The sequence below is a fragment of the Arthrobacter sp. MDB1-55 genome (assembly GCF_059092925.1).
Genome location: NZ_JBNHID010000002.1, coordinates 116491 through 133357, shown reverse-complemented (window position 1 = coordinate 133357; position 16867 = coordinate 116491). Strand labels below are relative to the sequence as shown.

Genomic DNA, 16867 nt, shown 5'->3' with positions numbered 1-16867 from the left:
CCAGAGTCGTGAACGGAATGATCGGCAGTGCTGCGAGTGAATTATTCCTTGAACGGTCTGACGGTCTCAATCAACTCACTGCACTGCGATCCGCCGCGATTGGGTGAACGACAGCCAACGGCAACCGGTCGCAGCGGAGCACGGACAGTTCCGAACCTGCGTACCAGTCTCCACGGGGCTGCACTGTGCGAGGAGTATCAGTATCCACCGAGGGCTCAGCCTGGTTCCCTCCTCCATCAGAAGGCGGGAACGTCGAGAAGGCATCGGGGGCGAGTAATGTACCAGCAGCGACCTGTGGGTCAGCTGAGATCACAACCCTCCCGACATGATTGATGAGGGCCGCTGCAGGATCCAACTCCCGGAGGACAGGGAGCAGCAGTGGTTCGAGAGACTCGACGAATACATCCGCGCCCGCCACGCCCACACTGCGGCCTCTGACCGTAACTGGGACCGTCATGGTCATGGTGTACTCATCCGTGCAGAGGAAATCGACGTAGGGCCCGGTGACGTGTGGTTCCCCTTTCTCCATCGGAGTAGTGAACCATTCCCGGCGCACGTACGCGTCGGTGGCAGCGGCCACCGACGGCAACACCAGTGGTTCCAATGCCTCGCCCTGCCACCAGGCCATGTGCCAGACGGTGTCCGCAATCGCGGAGTTCGCGGCAACGAATCCGGCCCCAACTACCGGCCACCGGTGGCCGTTGACCAGTTCCGCCACCAGGGGCAGGGTCGCTGCATTGACAGCCTTCGCCCGCGGGGGTCTTCCCTGGTCCTCGAACAGGCTGGCCAGTTCCGGAACCCACCCGGATACTTCAGCGAGAATGCCCCTGAAAAATCCGGACACCTGCTGGAGCGCTTCCGCCTGCGCCGCAACGGTCCCCGTGGATTCGAAGCTCATCCCGTCCTCCTCTGAGGTCTCTCTCGTTCCGACCCGGCCGGCGGCTCTGCCAACCGGGAATGTTCATCGATGAGTGCAACCAGCCCGGTGCGTATCTGGGCGATGACAGCCTCGCGAGCGGCCGCAGCATCCGCGGCTGCTATGGCATCGGCAATGCGCTCACATAACTTCACCATTGCCGTGTCGAAGTCCTTGTCCTCGTGCAATAAAGACATCAACGGGCCGAAGTCCTTGTGGAGGCGTCCGAACTCCCTGGTGAGGCGAGCCGATTGGCTCAGGGCAGCCAGTTCGAGAAGGAATTCACCGACGAGCGCGCCACCGCGGCCGGAACCGATCAGTGTGCGCCGCAGGACCTCGACGTCGTCCGGCCCTGCGGAATCGGCTGCAAGTTCAGCGGCCGTTGCCGCGATAGCACGGTAGTGGATGGCCAGGTCCCGGAGTTCGACCCGGCTCATCCGCCGCAACCGGTTGCGCACCAGTTCAGCGCGTCGTCCGGCTGGAGCGGTGATGAAGGTGCCGCCCTCCCGGCCGCGGCGGGTGGCAACCAGCCCGCGGGAGCGAAGAGCAACGAGGGCCTCGCGTGCTGTCACAGTGGCTACGCCCATCGCTGAAGCCAGTTCGGCCTCGCTGGGTAGGCGGTCGCCGTCGATGAGTACACCGGCCGCAATTCCTTCGACTATCCGGTCCTCCACCCGCTGAGCCTTGCCGACCTCACCTAACGGGGCGAAGACAGTCGCCAGCATGCGCTGACGCGGCGAGGAGTTCGGAGGCATGCATCCAATCCTTCCAGACTCGCTTGCCCGGGTTGCCCGTTCGGGTGAGGAATTCGTAACCGCGAATTTACCGCGTGTGATCCACTTTACATCTAACGTCTGGTTTCATATGTTTAACGCCGACGTAGCGCACATCACATCCTGCTTCCGAAAGGACCCCGCCGTGCAAGCCACAGCACCCTCCGCCGACATTGTCCAGGACCGCACGGGCACAGCGGATACTCCCGCGATCGCAATGCGGGACGTCGTCAAGACGTTCGGCGACTTCACAGCGGTGAAGGGGCTGGACCTGGACATCAGGCAAGGCGAGTTTTTCTCATTGCTCGGCCCGTCCGGCTCCGGCAAGACCACGGTCCTGCGTATGATCGCCGGTTTCGAGCTACCCACGTCGGGTGCCGTCAGGCTCGCAGGACATGACGTCACGCGCAAAGCGCCATTCGAGCGCAATGTGAACACCGTCTTTCAGGACTACGCGCTCTTTCCGCACCTGACCGTTGCCCAGAACGTGGAGTACGGTCTGAAGCTTCGCAAGACCCCACGGGCCGAGCGGCGGAGGCTGGTCACCGAGGCGCTTGAAATGATCCGGCTGCCCCAGGTGGCGGACAGGCTGCCCTCTCAGCTGTCGGGAGGGCAGCGTCAGCGGGTGGCTCTGGCTCGGGCGCTTGTCCTTCGTCCACAGGTGTTGTTGCTGGATGAACCGCTCGGTGCTCTCGACAAACAACTCCGTGAACAGATGCAGGTTGAGTTGAAGCAGATCCAGCGAAGCGTTGGCATCACCTTCGTCTTTGTCACCCACGACCAAGAAGAAGCGCTTACGCTGTCCGATCGGGTCGCCGTCTTCAATGACGGCATCGTCGAGCAGGTTGGATCCCCTGAAGACCTCTACGAACGGCCACGCAGCCGCTTTGTTGCATCCTTCCTGGGAAGCACCAACCTCGTCGAGGGTGAACTTGCCCGTCAGCTCACAGGGTCTCCAGCACTACTGAGCATCAGGCCCGAGCACATCCATATCCGACCTCTCGATGGCGCGCCAGTCGGGGACGACGTCTCCACTGTCGAAGCGGTGATCGAGGAGATCGTCTACACCGGACCCACCACACGATTTGTTGCACGGACCGACGCAGGGCAGACCCTCATTGTTCAGGAGCAGAACGATTCCCGCGCTTCGGGCGTCCACCGTGGAGACCGGGTCCGTCTTCAGTGGTCGTCCCGCTTCAACTACGCCGTCTAGACCTACACACAATCCGCAGTAACCCCGGTATCACCAAGGAAGGTACACCCCCATGAGAATTACCAAAGCCTTGCCCCTTGCGGCACTTGCCTCTCTCTCGCTGGTCCTCGCCGGTTGCGGCGGTTCAGCCCCTGCAACCTCGAGCGGGGGCGGCATCCAGGTCCCCGATATTCCAGCGGCGACTGAGGTGGGGGAGTCCGAGGGGGAGGTCAACATCGTCGCCTGGGCGGGTTTCGTTGAAGACGGCTCCACCAACCCCGACGCTGACTGGGTCACCGAGTTCGAGGAGCAGACGGGCTGCACGGTCAACCGCAAGGTCGGCGCCACCAGTGATGAGATGGTGCAACTGATGCGTACAGGCGAATACGACCTCGTCTCCGCTTCGGGCGATGCCTCCCTGCGGTTGATTGCAGGTGGCGATGTTGCCCCCATCAACACCGATCTGATCCCCAACTTCGGGAATATCGTTGATGGACTGAAGGGCCAGATTTACGACACGCTCAACGGCAAGAGCTATGGGGTCCCGATCGGGCGCGGCGCAAACGTCTTGATGTACAACACGGAAGCTGTGCCGGAGGCACCGGATTCGTGGGAAGCGACCTGGGACCCGAACAGCGAATACGCAGGTGAGGTGATGGCGTACGACTCCCCGATTTTCATCGCCGACGCGGCCGTCTACCTGATGGCTACACAGCCCGAGCTGGGAATCGAGAACCCCTACGCATTGGACCAGGACCAGTTGGCCGCAGCGGTCGAACTGCTGAAGGAGCAGAACGGAATCGCCGGCGAGTACTGGAATGACGCATTGAAGGCGGCCTCGTCCATTTCCTCCGGCACAGCTTCGCTGGGCACCGGATGGCAGGTGGTTGTGAACATCGCGCAGGCCGACGGCGGGAACGTCGAATCAGTGCTGCCGAAGGAAGGTGCCACAGGCTGGTCGGACACCTGGATGCTGTCCGCGAAGTCGAAGAACCCGAATTGCGCCTATCAGTGGATGGACTGGGCTTCCAGCGCCGAGGTGAACGCCAAGATCGCCCAGAACTTCGGCATGGCTCCAGCCAACGCTCTGGCGTGCGAGGGTTCCAAGGAAAACGAGGAGCACTGCGCTACGTTCCACGCCACTGACGAGGATTACTACAAGCAGGTCTGGATGTGGACCACTCCCGTAGAGCAGTGCGTCGACGGCCGCACCGACGTCACCTGCACCAACTACCAGGAATGGACCAAGGCGTGGACTGAGGTCAAGGGCTAAGGCCTCAAGCCCACTGCCTGTGTTCCACCAGGGAGGGGTACGGCGCGCGGCGGCTGCCGCCGTCGTACCCCTGCCGTGGAGGCACTGCAGCTCGACGCGGCAATCGCCAGCGTCATTCACCGCTTCGAACAAGCTCAGCACCCCTGAAGGAGGAACGACGGGCACGCCCGCCGGACATCGCCATGGCAGTACCAACCCTTGAGCCGGAAACCATACCCGGCAGCGGCCCTGAACCCGGCGGAAAACCCAGCGGGCGAGGTGATGGGATCTCCCGGCTCCTTCACGCCCGGCCCAAACTCAGGCTTACTGCGTTCCTTGCCCTGCCTCTCGCGTGGCTCGGCGTGCTCTATATCGGATCGTTGATCCTCCTGTTCATCACCGCCTTTTGGACCACCGACACATTCACATCGAAAGTGATTCCGGCTTTCACGCTCGAGAACTTCGTTGAGATTGTCACGGTGCCGGCGTACCAGTTGACTGCGCTGAGGACCGTCGGGATTGCACTCGCCGTAACCGTGCTTTGCGCCCTGCTGGCGCTGCCGCTTGGTCTCTACATGGCGAAAGTGGCATCACCGAGGATGCGCGCTGTCCTGGCAATCGGCATCACCTTGCCGCTCTGGGCGGGCTACCTGGTGAAAGTGTTCTCGTGGCGCATCACCTTCATGAACGGCGGTCCGCTCGACTGGGTATTGGCCCCCCTTGGCATCACGGGACCGGGATACGGTACTGCTGCTCTGGTGGTGACTCTGGCCTACCTCTGGTTCCCCTACATGGCCGTACCGGTTTATTCAGCATTCCGTCAGATCCCGGACAACCTGTTCGACGCTTCGTCCGACCTGGGCGCAAAAGGATGGGCGACTGTGCGAACGGTAGCCCTCCCGCTTCTGAAGCCCGCGTTCATTGCCGGCTCTATCTTCACGTTCTCGCTGAGCCTGGGTGACTATATCGCCGCCCAGTTCGTCGGTGGAAAGACCCAGGTGATCGGCACTGTCATTGCGTCCAACATCAACCTGAACCCGCCGCTCGCTGCCGCGTTCGGCACAGTACCCATTGTGGTGGTTGTCCTGTACCTCTTCCTGGCCCGCAAGTCCGGCGCCCTCAAGCAGCTCTAGGAGCCGATTCATGAGACTCTCATCCTCCGCCAAGGTCACCTTGCGGATCTTCGCCGGTCTGGTCATGGCTGCCATCTACCTGCCGTTGATGCTGGTGGTCCTCAACTCTTTCAACGCAACCACCTCCGGAGCTTTCCCCATCACGGAGTTCACCACCGACTGGTGGAGTGCCGCCTTCCAGAATGAGGGCGTGCGTGAAGCTCTCTGGACCTCCCTGCGGGTAGCAGCAGCGGCAACGGTGATCGCGCTGGTATTGGGAACGATGATTGCCTTTGCGCTTTCCCGCTACGAGTTCTTCGGCAAGAACACCGTCAACCTGCTGGTGGTCCTGCCGATTGCACTGCCCGGCATCGTGACGGGCGTGGCGTTGAACAACACCTTCAAGACAGTGCTGGAACCGCTCGGGATAGGTCTTGGCCTGTTTTCCGTCATTGTGGGTCACGCGACGTTCTGCATCGTGATGGTGTTCAATAACGTGCAGGCACGGCTCGGCCGGATCAACAGGGGCCTCGAAGAAGCCGCCATGGATATGGGCGCCAACACCGTCAAAACCTTCTTCAGCGTGACCTTCCCCAGCTTTCGTTCGGCCTTTGTGGCGGGAGGCCTGCTCGCCTTCGCGCTCAGCTTCGATGAGATCGTCGTGACGACCTTCACGGCGCCGCCGGGTACAGAGACGCTACCCATCTGGATCTTCAACAACATGGCCCGCCCGAATCAGGCTCCCGTGGTCAACGTGATCGCGGCCGTGTTGATCCTTGTCTCAATGATTCCGGTATACCTCAGCCAGCGCCTGACCGGCGACGACAAGAAATAGGCGTCGGGCTGAACGTACCCCAGTGAGTGTCGCCGGTGCCGCTGGGGCGCGCAGCCGGCCGCGCGCCGTCGTCGTGCTGGTTTACTGCTTTGTGTTCTTGATGAGCTGCACGACGTCGTCGACAATCTTCCGCACAACCGGCAAGCGGGACAGGATGACGAGCTTGGCGATCAACGGGGCGGCGTTGTCGATCAGACGGCGTGTGCGACGTTGGCCGGGGGAGCGGTCGTAGACCCAGAAAAGGGTGACGCCCATATAGACGAGCCAGAGGAGTTCGGGCAGGTCCGCGCGGATGGCAAGCGGAGGCTGCGGCCGGGCGGTATTGACCGCCTGGTTGAAGAGGGCAATGGACTTGGCCCGGGCTACGGAGGAATCGTCGCTGAAGGGACCCAGGTTCGACGACGGCTGGATGGCCACGCCGATGAAGTTGAACCCGAAGTCGTGGTACGGACCCATGACGTCGATTCCGCTCTGCAGGATGGCGCGCAGGTGCTCGCCCAGGTTTTGCCCATCCCGCAGGAGCGGCAGGGACCTGGCACGATGCTCGTCCTGCAGGGAATGGTACAGAGCCTGCACCAGATCGTCTTTGGATGAGAAGTAGTAGTAGGCGTTACCCGTCGAGACGCCCGCTTCCGCGGCGATCGCACGCATGGTGGTCTTGTCGTAGCCCTGCTCCCTGAAGAGCCGCAGCGCTGTGGCTACGAGCCGCTCCCTCGTGGCTTCGCTCTTCTTCTGCTGCACGGGTCTCCTTCTTGAACACGTTCAAAAGAGTCTAATCGAATTGAACGCGTTCAATTTCCGGCCCTTGTATCTGTAGTTCAGGGAGCCGGGGAGCATGGGACAATTGATGGCGCCCCGGGGCAGCCGGGTGACAGTGCTAATACAGCGGGCCGTTCAGGCTGCGCGAACCACTTCCAGAATGCGAACCTATGACTCAACTGCAGCAACATGCCCGCGCTCGTTACGCGACCCCAGGCAGCCCCATTTTCTCGATCATGCTGGCGGTGCTATCCGTCATCGTCATCCTTTCCAACATCGGCGCCTCGAAGGGCGTGGTGATCGGGCCGGTCGCCGGCGACTTCAGCATCATCACGGACGGCGGATTCTTCCTCTTCCCGCTCGCTTACATCCTCGGCGACGTCATCAGCGAGGTGTACGGCTTCAAGGCTGCGCGCCTCGGGATCATTGTCACGTTCGTACTGTCGGCGTTCGCTTCCCTTGCCTATGCGGTCATCATCGCGCTCCCGGGATTCGACGACGACTTCGGTCTGGTGAAACAGGAGGCGCTGGAGCTTGCACTCGGCCCGGTTCCGTTGATTGTGCTCGCGTCGCTGCTGGGCTTCCTGGTGGGGCAGACCCTGAACTCGTGGGTGCTGGTGCGCATGAAAGCCCGCTTCGGGGAACGCAGCGTGGTGGCGCGACTGCTGGCGTCGACGGGCGTCGGTGAGTTTGCCGACACACTTATCTTCTGCGCCATCGCCGCCTCGGTCATCGGCATCACGGACTTCCCGACGTTCCTGAATTACCTCTTTTTCGGCTTCCTCTACAAAACGCTGGTGGAGGTACTCCTGCTACCCGTGACCACTGCGGCGATTCGCTGGGTGAAGCGCCGGGAGCCGAGTTACGCCGCCTAACATTCGCAGAAGTGCCGATCCCGCGCAGGATCGTGGGACCTTTCCTACGATCCTGTGCTTAAGCGGCACTTCTGGTGCGCTTCCACCACACCTTCCGGATGCGCGCGCGGGTTGCCTCGGTGAAGAGATCGGACCATTCCAACCGGATGAAGATCCAGCCTTCCTCCATCAGGGCCTTCTCTCGACGGCGTTCCTGAAACAGCACGTCGGGAGTAGGAGCGTAATCGAAGTACTTGGTTTTGCCGTCAAACTCAAGGGCGATCTTTTGTTCGAGCCACGCAAAATCGAGCCTGTGCTCACCTACCCGGGTGCGCACTACCACTTGCTGCTCCGGCATGGGTAAGGGCATCCCGGCAAGCAGATGGCAGGTGAGAGTCTCACCTGGGGACTCTGATAGCGGGCTACCGTTCTCTATAACCTTTCGGGCAACCTGCACGCCTTTGAAGCCCTTCTGGCGCTGCGCAACGTCATGCAGATCGGCTCGCTTCACACCGAGGCGAAGTGCATGGTCTGTGATGATGAGCCCCTGCCGGTAGGAGAGAATCCGGGCACAATCCACAACCGTACGCGCGAGTGAAGTGACACGCAGTCCGTCCACCATGTCGAGGTCCCGGGGTAACAGGGGCGCTCGGTGTCGGACCACATCGCCAATGTGCTCACGGGATGAGCCGGCGTCGGGTGATATGGACTTGCGCGTCCGCACGCCACAGGCTGAGACCGTGAATCCGCGCTGCAGAGGTGTGGCTGTAGGTGGCTGTTCGTAAAGCGCGACTTGCATGATCATGCGCCGTGATTCTGAAGCGCGCTTTCTGTGTTTCGCTCAGCGAGTTCCAGTACCGGGCCGCAACGAAAGCATTGACCTGGATGCGGGTGAGAACGCCGTCTTCTATGAGTTTCGGGATGCGCCGACGGGAAACGCCCATCTCCTCCAGCTCACCGGTACGCCAGCAATTCGTGGACGCTTGCAGCCAGGAGTAGGCGTCTACTGTCATGGCAACAGCCTGACGGCTGACGGCGAGAGGCGGGGACGCCGTCGTCGTTATGTGGAAAAACTGGCGCTCCCTGGAGACAAAGGCGCCGGTTGCGTGCAGGATCGCACGAACTTCACCGCCTCCGTGCACAAAACCGGCACTTCTGCGAGGGGGCGGGTTGGGCGTTTGCCGGGGGGTGGGGGCCAGCCTACCGGGACGCGGCGTAGTACCGCCCCAGCACCTCCGCCTTCAGATCGAAGTAGGTCCCGTCCTCGATAGCGGCTCGGGCGTCGTCGACCATGCGGATGACGAACCGCTCGTTGTGGATCGAGATCAGCGTTGCCGAGACCATTTCCTTCGCCTTGAAGAGGTGGTGAATGTACGCGCGGGTGTAGTGCGTGCAGGTGTAGCAATCACACCCCTCCATCAGGGGGGTGAAGTCACGCTTGAACCGGGCATTGGACAGGTTCCACCGGCCGTCGGGCGTATAGAACGCGGAGTTGCGGGCAACGCGGGTGGGGGAGACGCAGTCAAAAGTATCGGCCCCATTCTCGATACCGGTGAACAGGTCATCGGGTTCCGAGATGCCCAGGAGGTGTCGCGGCTTGTCTTCGGGCAGCTCGTCGGCGCACCACCCAAGAATCGTCCCTAGATTCTCCTTCTCCAGGGCACCGCCGACGCCGAACCCGTCGAAGTTCATCTCCCCTAGGTCACGGGAGGCCTTGCGCCGCAGGTCCTCATACTGGGCGCCCTGAATGACACCGAACAGCGCCTGGTACGGCTTGTCGGCGCGTTCGACGGTTAGCCGCTCATGCTCACGGATGCACCGCTCCGCCCACAACCGCGTGCGCTCCAGCGATTCCTCCTGGTAACCCCGGGAGTTCATCAGGGTGGTCAGCTCATCGAACGCGAACATGACGTCTGCTCCGAGCTGGTGCTGGACCTGCATCGAAATCTCGGGGGTGAACCGGTGGCGGTCGCCGTTGAGGTGGGAGACGAACCACACGCCGTCGTCGTCTATGTGAGCCAGGCGCTCCTTGCCCACTGCAACGCGGTCGTCGTCACCGGCGTTTTCGGATGCGGCAGCCGAGTTCATCGTGATGACCTTCTTGAACCCGGACCCGAGGCTCATCACCTGGAAGCCGCCCGAATCCGTGAAGGTCGGCCCGTCCCAGTTCATGAACCTCCCCAGACCGCCTGCCTCGTCGAGGATGTCAGCTCCGGGTTGCAGGTAGAGGTGGTAGGCGTTGGCCAGCAGCGCCTGCGCGCCGGCTTCCTTCATAGACTCGGGCAGCACCGCCTTGACCGTGGCCTTGGTTCCGACGGCGATGAACGCGGGCGTCTGGATCTCGCCATGCGGAGTGGAGATGGTCCCGGTCCGCCCGTGCAGGCCCTCACCGGCCTGGGTGGTTTCACTGAGGCGTTTACCGATGGAGAACGAAAAGTCTGTTTGTGGCACCCGCCCATCTTCTCAGCAATCGGTGGGGAGCTCCCGACGGATAGTCTGGAGTGCGGAGCAGGCGACCGAAAGGAACAAAAGTTCGTGCATGCGGTGACCGCATACTTCCGGGTGGGACCGGCCCAGAACGACCACCTCCCGGCCCTCCGGGTAGCCCTCGGTGTTGCTGTTCCGCTCGTCGTTCTCCTCCTCATCGACCGCATCGACCTTGCCGCTTTTGCCGTCTTTGGCGCATTCACCGGGATCTTCGGCCGCGGAGATCCTCACGGCATCAGGCTTCAGCACCAGAGCGGCGCCGGCGTGCTCCTCCTCACCGCGATCACTGCAGGCGTCCTGGTCGCAAAGTACGACGCCGGTCCCTGGGCTGTGGTTATTGGTTCAGTCCTGGTGGGAGGACTGGGTTCTTTGGCGGCGGACCGGTGGGTGCTGCGGCCTCCCGGTCCCTTCTTCCCGGTCTTTGCCTTCGCCGGCTCAGCGTCCATCCCGAGCACCGCAACGATCCCCGAAGCGGTTGTCACTGCCGTCCTGAGCATCCTGTTGTCGTTGGCGATCGGCACCGCCGGTTGGCTCCTGCCCGGCGGCAGATCCGGATGGCCGGGACGCCGTTTCCGCCCGCGGTCGCCGTCCGGGCACCTGAGCGCCAACGCCGTCCGGTACGCTCTCGCCGCCGGTGTCGCCGGAGGCATAGCCACCCTGCTCGGCATCGGCCACAACTACTGGGCGATCCTGTCCGCCATTGTGCCGCTTGCCGCAGCGACCCGATCCACCCGTCTTCGGCGCGCGTTTGACCGGGTCTCGGGGACGGTGGGCGGCCTCGGTGTGACGGCTGTTCTACTCGCCGTGCCGCTCGTGCCGTGGCAACTGGTGCTTGTGCTGATCGTGCTGCAGTTCCTGACCGAGATGTTCGTGATCCGCCACTACAGCCTTGCGCTGGTCTTCATCACACCCTTGGCGCTGCTCATGAGTGAACTCGCTGCGCCGGTGGGTGACACGGGAAGTCTCCTCGCCGACCGGCTTGTGGAAACCGTGATCGGCGCGGCGGTGGGCGTGGTCGTCGTTCTGGTGATTCGCGATCCGCAGAAGGTCTAGTCCACCTTCGAGGTCTCCAGCGGGCCGGAGGACGGGTAGTGCTGCTGACGGAAGGAATCCCAGCTCTCCCAGGCCGAGTGCAGCGCGTGGGCTCCGAGGCCGTAAGTGGAAATCACGGCGAGACTGGATCGGCGTTCCAGCGACGGAGCGTCGGCCACGATCACCAGACCCTCGCCGTGATCCGCGTAGCCGGACACGGTCAGCCCGAGCTGATGATCGGTACGGAACCAGACCGAACCGGTCAGCTCGTGGCTGTTGGGGAGGTTGAGGGAATAGGAGTCGCCGGGTTGCTGCAGCTGCTCTGCGTTCAACTTCTCGATGATCGACTCACCGTCAGCAGGTTCGCCCGAGAAGAAGGCGGTGCGTCGGGTGCCCGAGGGGTGGCGTTCCAGGGCGAACCGCAGTTGCTGCAGGAACGTGATCCAGCCCTCGGTGATCTCGTCGGGTTCGGCCTCGACCCGTTCAATCGTGACCTCGACGCCGTCGCGCGCGGGTTTGATCCGGAAGGTGTCACCGCCGTCGACCGTCAGGGAAGTATGGTCCGGCCCCTCGACCACCGACGGCGCAAAGTAGATGGATCGGATTTCCTCATCCAGGGTATCGGCGTCCCACCCGTGCCATTGGCGCAGGAGCCGCGGCTCGCGGAGCATGAGCCAGACCTGACGGCCGTCCGCATTGATGTGCACGCTGAGCGGGTTAGCCCCCGCCGCCGGGGCGCCGCTGCCCGGATGCTGTTCGGTGCTGGACTGGGTGAGGGAGCCTGCCGAGTCGCTCATGCGCGACACTCTACTCCCGCAGCATCACCCTCACCAGCGGTTCACAGTTTGGCGGCGAGGGCCCTGATCGAGAGCAGTTCGTGGGCGATACGCCGGTCCAGCGCCTCAGCGCTCAACGTCTCAGATCCGCCGTGCGCCCGGAGGTACAGCAGCACCGATAGCCGCAGGCCTCGCCAGTCTTTCTCGGCCGCCGGATCATTCGCCGACCGCGCGATCTCCCGGTCGTACAGGTTCGGCTCGTTGAGCTGCCGCTGCCGCACCGCCGCCGCGAGCTTTGCCTTCAGCGGGTCGGTCTCTGCGTCGTCGGCGGTACGCAGTGCGGTGGAGTAGCCGGCGGCGCGGGAGGCATCGCCGTCGTTCTGGGTGAGGTGCGCTGCGAGCGCGAGGCAGCCTTCGATCAGGTTCCAGCGGCCGAAGTTGCCGTCGAACGGCTGGTCCGTCAGCACGTCGCAAACCTTCAGCGCGCTCACAGGATCCGACAGGTCTACGTAGAGGGTCATCGCGAGGTCGCGGATGTCCTGCAGGTTGCTGCCGGATTTGAAGTTGACTCCGCGTGTCAGCCGTTCAGCGAGTTCCTGGACACGCGGGCTCTCGGCATGGATCGCAGCAACATGGGCGACCAGTGCCTCCGGCGACCCCTCGTCCGTGACGATCTGCGCGAGTTCCTCGGGCGCCTCAACCTGCACTGTGGAGCCCGTGGCTATCCGCACCTTCTCCCCGGATTCGAGGATGGCCACCACCACTGCCGGGACACCGAAATCATCAAGCTCGACGGCGGTGTCCACCACTTCGCTGGTGCGCTCGCCTCCCGGCAGCAGGAGCTTGCGGCCGGCGGTCACTGCCTCGGCGGCAAGCGGCTGAATCCGCGCGTCCACGTCGCTGTCGATCATCGGAAGGTCCCACCTCGCTGCACCTGTTGCTCCCGACCCCGAAAGGAGCCGGTCTCTAAAGAACGGTAACGCCTTAGCGGCCCCAACCGGCGTAGGCGAGCGCCTGACGCAGCAGGCTGTCGCGGCCACCGGAGAATTCCGCGCTCACCGTAGGGCTCAGAGCTTCTTCGGGTGTAAGCCAGGTGAGTTCGAGGGCGTCCTGCCGCGGGTTGCACTCCCCGGTGACGGGGATCAGATAGGCCAGCGCGACGGCGTGCTGGCGGTCATCGGTCAGGCCGGTTTCGGAGGGCGAGGGGAAGTACTCGGCAATGGTGAAGGGCACGGGACACGGGGGCAGCTGGGGCAGGGCGAAGGGCCCCAAGTCCTTCTCGAGGTGCCGGAGGAGGGCTGCCCGGATGGTCTCGCGGTACATCACGCGGCCGGAGACGAACGTGCGCACCATCTCGCCCTGCGCGCTGCCCTGGAGCAGCAGCCCCACCTCTGTGACGTATCCGAGCGCATCGCACCGCACCGGGATGGCCTCGACATAGACCATCGGCAGTCGGCGGCGTGCCTCGTAGAGGTCGTCCTCGTTGAGCCAGCCGGGGTTAGGGTCTGGTGTGCGCAGGTTCATACCTTCTGTTTTATAGCAGACCTGGCGCTTCTCGACCCTGACTCGCTGCACTTCGGCCATTGGCTGAATCAGGATTTCACTGTTCAGGGGGACTTTTCCGACCTGCACGCTCCAGTACCCTGAACGCATGGCCGCCGAACTGCCCGAACTCCTGCTGTCCGACCCGCAACAGTGGCGGGACTGGCTGGAAGAAAACCACGCGTCGTCGCCTGGGGTTTGGCTTGTCCTCCACAAGAAGGGCGGAAGTGTGACCACCCTGACCTGGGCCACCGCACTGGATGAGGCGCTGTGCTTCGGGTGGATTGACGGACAGGCCAAAAAGCGGGACGACGAGAGCAGCCTCCAGCGCTTCACCCCCCGCGGCCCGCGCAGCATGTGGTCACTTCGCAATGTGGGACACATCGAGCGGCTGGAAACAGAGGGCAAGATGCGCGACGCCGGTCGTGCCGCCGTCGAGAGCGCCAAGGCGGACGGGCGGTGGGAGCGGGCCTATGCCGGCCCGGCGACCGCCGTCGTGCCGGATGACCTTGCAGCGGCGATAGCTGCGGACCCGGATGCGCAGGCAATGTTCGACGTGCTCACGTCACAGAACCGGTTCGCGCTCATTTTCCGGCTTGGACAGCTCAAGACCGTCGCCGGGCGGGAGCGAAGGATCGCTGCGTTCGTCGAGATGCTGGCGAGGCATGAGGCACCCTATCCGCAGAAGCGGAAGCCCTGACTCAGGGGGCGGTCCTCCCGGCAGGGACGGGGTCCAGATCCTCAGACCGCGCGCAGCAGCCGTGGACGCTTGCCCGCGATCGCGCTGCTGGCGCGCCGGTTTAATTCCTGAGCTAGTTCTTCCTTCCGGAATTCGGTCTCCATCTCGGGAAACCCCTGTGCGTACTCGGCGTCCAACTCGCGATGGACCTTGCTGTTGAGTACGTGGAGTGCGCAGTCGTCCAGCAGTCGCAGGTCTTCCGGGAACGGTTCAGTGGGATCGATTTTGCTGTTGTAGCTCATGGCTCTTGTCCTAAACGATTGTCCGGACGTCCATAGCCTGTTTTCTTGACGGGACGTCTCTTGTGTCCGTGTGGGGTCACCAATGAGCCGCTGACAGGCGGGAGGTGACGCTGGAGCTTGATAGGGCGCACCTGGAAGTGCGCAGTAACTGGTCCCTGCGGGGGATAACGCGATCGCGTGGCAGTGGACCCTGCTGGCTGAAGATCCGCTGGAGGTATCTGATCTGGACCGGCACGAGGCCTAAGAACTGGCTCGTGAACGGTCAAACAGTAGTGCTGATAACGCCGTACTGAGGAGTAACTGGTACCCCTCTCTGCTCACCGTACCGTAAAGGTGCCGAATTGGAACATCCCAGGGTGACAGTGCACGGGCTTCGGGGACTCTCGCGGGGCTGGATGCCGCGGGCCTGGGGCGCGTCGATGGGCTGGTCGGTCAGGACCCACCCGACTGAAGCTGGGCCTTAGTCCCGTGCGGTCAGCACGCACAGCTCATTGCCCGACGGGTCGGCGTAGATACGCCACGGCAGATCTCCCCAGTCCGTGTGAAGCTCACGGCCGCCGCGCTCCGCGATGCCTGCTGCTACTTCGTCGGGGTCTTCTCCGGCCTCGAGGCGAATGTCGAGATGCAACCGGTTCTTCAGTTCGCCTTTCGGCGCCGGCTCGGGGCACAGCTCGAGCACAGGGCCTCGCAGCGAAGGGTGGCGGAGGGAGGGGTAAGCCCCGGCCACAGGGATCCATCCGGTCAACCAGGACCAGAATCCGGCGTCGCGCTCCGGGTCGGCTGAGTCCAGGGGCAGCGCAGCGATCGGCCCGCTGTTGGCGTACGCCGCCCGCTGCTCCATCACGCAGCAGGGGTTGCCCTCTGGATCGGATAGGACCACCCAGGGCACGTCACCTTGCCCGACATCGAGTGGATCGGCGCCCAATCGGAGCAACCGGTCCACCACCTCGGCCTGATGGGCGCCGCCCTCAAGGTCGAGATGGAGCCGGGGTTGGCGCGCTGGGGGTTCGGGAACTCGTGGGAAACAAAGGTCGAGTACGGGCCCGCCTGCGAGGGCAAGGCGGGTTTCAAAGATGTCGTCCTCGTCCGTTAGGCGCTCTCCACCGACCGCCGCCTCCCAGAACCGACCCAGCCGCTGCGGTTCAACTGCGTCGATGACGAGGTTCTCCAGATACATGGCTCACACCCTAGGCCAGTCCGGCCGAGTGTGCCCACAGATCCGGGTGTATTCAGCTCTCGCAGTCGGCGCAGAACTTGGCGCCGTTATCTTCTCTTGCAAGCTGGCTGCGGTGCCGTACCAGGAAACAAGACATGCAGGTGAATTCGTCCGCCTGTGCGGGAACAACGTGGATCTGTAGTTCCTCGTCGAGCATTGCGCCGGGCAGGTCGAAACCTTCTGCGGTATCGGCTTCATCGACGTCGATGACGGCTGTCTTTGCAGCTGAGCTACGCTCGGCTTTCAGCGCCTCGAGCGACTCGTTCGCCGGTTGATCTTCCTCGCGGACGCGGGGGGCGTCGTAGTCAGTAGCCATGTGGGGTGCTGCTCCTCCTTGTTGATGTGCTGAAACATCGTACAGGTCAGGGGACCGCAGTGCATTGTCGCCTGTGATGACGTTGCTCACTCACCTTCTGCGGATGAAGTACTCGGCCACCGCCAGGTTGATGGCCCAGGCGGCTCCCATCAGGACTGCCCGGGTAGTCACATCGGGCGGGCTCGAGAGGACTTCCGGCACGATGAGGATGAGTGCCTGGGTTCCCGCGCCGAGCGCGATCGCGTAGGCGCGGGTCATCCACGCCCCGTGGCCCGCGAAGTCGCGCCGTATGACCGCGCGGATGCCAAGGACAATGCTCGCCGTCATGGCAATTCCGAAGATGAGGCGAAAAACCAGCAGGAGCAGCCCGTCGCTGGGCGGCAGAGCGTAGAAGAGCGCCATCCACAGGCCGGAAAGCGCACTGAGCAGACCTGCAGGGATGAGGATCCGCCCGGCGATCCTGTGCCACTGTCGCTTGCCCCTCCGAAGGGAGGGGGCGAACTGGAATGCGCCGAGGATCGAATAGACCACGACGGCGACGATGTGGATGACCACGGGAACGGGGGAATCGAAGAAGCGGGCGTTGCGGTCCGTGATCGGTGCGCCTCCCGTCAGTTCGCCAAGACGGACTGCTCCGGCGAGTACGGGAATCAGGCTCAAAAGGATCAATCCGGCGGGCACGAGCCACTCCCGTCTCCGCCTTGCCGCAGGGCGGATTGCCGGGTGTACACCTTCGCTGACCGTTGCCATAGTTTGTCCTTCGGAAACGATGTAACCCGATAAAGGTGTACTGCGTACACCAGCGATTCCCCTTGAGTGTAGGT

General features: G+C 63.3%; 20 protein-coding genes. 7 read left to right on the top strand and 13 right to left on the bottom strand.

Annotation, left to right across the window (positions count from 1 at the left end; all coding sequences use genetic code 11):
- Nucleotides 1-70: 70 nt before the first annotated feature.
- Nucleotides 71-898, bottom strand: coding sequence for a PDC sensor domain-containing protein (locus tag AC5RU3_RS07760; protein ID WP_493965212.1), 828 nt, complete (start codon nt 896-898; stop codon nt 71-73).
- Complete coding sequence (locus AC5RU3_RS07755; protein WP_309069874.1) at nt 895-1671, bottom strand: FadR/GntR family transcriptional regulator; 777 nt, start codon at nt 1669-1671, stop codon at nt 895-897. The genes AC5RU3_RS07760 and AC5RU3_RS07755 overlap by 4 nt, the downstream gene beginning before the upstream one ends.
- A gap of 163 nt (nt 1672-1834) precedes the next feature.
- Here AC5RU3_RS07755 and AC5RU3_RS07750 point away from each other — a divergent pair, with 163 nt between their 5' ends.
- The 4 genes from AC5RU3_RS07750 to AC5RU3_RS07735 all read left to right on the top strand — a co-directional run bounded on the left by AC5RU3_RS07750 (nt 1835) and on the right by AC5RU3_RS07735 (nt 6080).
- Complete coding sequence (locus tag AC5RU3_RS07750) at nt 1835-2902, top strand: ABC transporter ATP-binding protein (protein ID WP_375164376.1); 1068 nt, start codon at nt 1835-1837, stop codon at nt 2900-2902.
- 52 nt (nt 2903-2954) lie between these two features.
- Complete coding sequence (locus AC5RU3_RS07745) at nt 2955-4154, top strand: ABC transporter substrate-binding protein (protein ID WP_309069875.1); 1200 nt, start codon at nt 2955-2957, stop codon at nt 4152-4154.
- A 182-nt stretch (nt 4155-4336) separates the two neighbouring features.
- Nucleotides 4337-5266, top strand: a complete 930-nt coding sequence (locus tag AC5RU3_RS07740) for an ABC transporter permease (protein ID WP_493965211.1) — start codon at nt 4337-4339, stop codon at nt 5264-5266.
- A gap of 10 nt (nt 5267-5276) precedes the next feature.
- Entirely contained in the window at nt 5277-6080 is an 804-nt protein-coding gene (locus tag AC5RU3_RS07735; RefSeq protein ID WP_309069877.1) for an ABC transporter permease, read from the top strand.
- A gap of 81 nt (nt 6081-6161) precedes the next feature.
- Here the strand turns inward: AC5RU3_RS07735 and AC5RU3_RS07730 are convergent, their stop codons facing one another.
- Entirely contained in the window at nt 6162-6821 is a 660-nt protein-coding gene (locus AC5RU3_RS07730) for a TetR/AcrR family transcriptional regulator (RefSeq protein WP_309123939.1), read from the bottom strand.
- 188 nt (nt 6822-7009) lie between these two features.
- Here AC5RU3_RS07730 and AC5RU3_RS07725 point away from each other — a divergent pair, with 188 nt between their 5' ends.
- Nucleotides 7010-7714 (top strand): queuosine precursor transporter, encoded by a 705-nt coding sequence (locus AC5RU3_RS07725; protein ID WP_493965210.1) that lies wholly within the window; start codon nt 7010-7012, stop codon nt 7712-7714.
- 58 nt (nt 7715-7772) lie between these two features.
- Here the strand turns inward: AC5RU3_RS07725 and AC5RU3_RS07720 are convergent, their stop codons facing one another.
- The 3 genes from AC5RU3_RS07720 to tgt all read right to left on the bottom strand — a co-directional run bounded on the left by AC5RU3_RS07720 (nt 7773) and on the right by tgt (nt 10144).
- A complete protein-coding gene (locus AC5RU3_RS07720) occupies nt 7773-8315 on the bottom strand; it encodes a putative endonuclease domain-containing protein (protein ID WP_493965209.1) in 543 nt (180 codons plus the stop codon).
- Nucleotides 8316-8370: 55 nt separating this feature from the next.
- A complete protein-coding gene (locus AC5RU3_RS07715) occupies nt 8371-8706 on the bottom strand; it encodes a hypothetical protein (RefSeq protein WP_493965208.1) in 336 nt (111 codons plus the stop codon).
- Between the two features lie 187 nt (nt 8707-8893).
- A complete protein-coding gene (gene tgt, locus AC5RU3_RS07710) occupies nt 8894-10144 on the bottom strand; it encodes a tRNA guanosine(34) transglycosylase Tgt (protein WP_493965207.1) in 1251 nt (416 codons plus the stop codon).
- 84 nt (nt 10145-10228) lie between these two features.
- On the opposite strand from tgt, the gene AC5RU3_RS07705 reads away from it, so the two are divergent.
- On the top strand, nt 10229-11233 hold the full coding sequence (locus tag AC5RU3_RS07705; RefSeq protein WP_309069882.1) for an FUSC family protein: 1005 nt from the start codon (nt 10229-10231) through the stop codon (nt 11231-11233).
- On the opposite strand, the gene AC5RU3_RS07700 is transcribed toward AC5RU3_RS07705, so the two are convergent.
- The 3 genes from AC5RU3_RS07700 to AC5RU3_RS07690 all read right to left on the bottom strand — a co-directional run bounded on the left by AC5RU3_RS07700 (nt 11230) and on the right by AC5RU3_RS07690 (nt 13512).
- Entirely contained in the window at nt 11230-12009 is a 780-nt protein-coding gene (locus tag AC5RU3_RS07700; RefSeq protein WP_309069883.1) for an SRPBCC domain-containing protein, read from the bottom strand. The genes AC5RU3_RS07705 and AC5RU3_RS07700 overlap by 4 nt on opposite strands.
- A gap of 41 nt (nt 12010-12050) precedes the next feature.
- Nucleotides 12051-12899: a DUF6707 family protein gene (locus tag AC5RU3_RS07695; protein WP_309069884.1), complete on the bottom strand. Its 849-nt coding sequence runs from the start codon at nt 12897-12899 to the stop codon at nt 12051-12053.
- A 73-nt stretch (nt 12900-12972) separates the two neighbouring features.
- Entirely contained in the window at nt 12973-13512 is a 540-nt protein-coding gene (locus tag AC5RU3_RS07690; RefSeq protein WP_309069885.1) for an NUDIX hydrolase family protein, read from the bottom strand.
- 127 nt (nt 13513-13639) lie between these two features.
- Between AC5RU3_RS07690 and AC5RU3_RS07685 the strand changes: the two genes are divergently transcribed.
- Nucleotides 13640-14230 carry a YdeI/OmpD-associated family protein gene (locus AC5RU3_RS07685; protein ID WP_309069886.1) on the top strand — a complete coding sequence of 197 codons (591 nt, stop codon included), beginning with the start codon at nt 13640-13642 and terminating at the stop codon, nt 14228-14230.
- A gap of 41 nt (nt 14231-14271) precedes the next feature.
- On the opposite strand, the gene AC5RU3_RS07680 is transcribed toward AC5RU3_RS07685, so the two are convergent.
- The 4 genes from AC5RU3_RS07680 to AC5RU3_RS07665 form a co-directional block, all read right to left on the bottom strand.
- Nucleotides 14272-14511: a hypothetical protein gene (locus AC5RU3_RS07680; protein WP_309069887.1), complete on the bottom strand. Its 240-nt coding sequence runs from the start codon at nt 14509-14511 to the stop codon at nt 14272-14274.
- A 460-nt stretch (nt 14512-14971) separates the two neighbouring features.
- Nucleotides 14972-15688, bottom strand: a complete 717-nt coding sequence (locus AC5RU3_RS07675; RefSeq protein WP_493965206.1) for a VOC family protein — start codon at nt 15686-15688, stop codon at nt 14972-14974.
- A 52-nt stretch (nt 15689-15740) separates the two neighbouring features.
- Nucleotides 15741-16043, bottom strand: a complete 303-nt coding sequence (locus AC5RU3_RS07670) for a DUF4193 domain-containing protein (RefSeq protein WP_309069889.1) — start codon at nt 16041-16043, stop codon at nt 15741-15743.
- Nucleotides 16044-16133: 90 nt separating this feature from the next.
- The gene (locus tag AC5RU3_RS07665; RefSeq protein ID WP_493965205.1) at nt 16134-16793 is read right to left on the bottom strand and encodes a DUF2306 domain-containing protein; all 660 of its coding nucleotides are present in this window, start codon (nt 16791-16793) and stop codon (nt 16134-16136) included.
- Nucleotides 16794-16867: the final 74 nt, after the last annotated feature.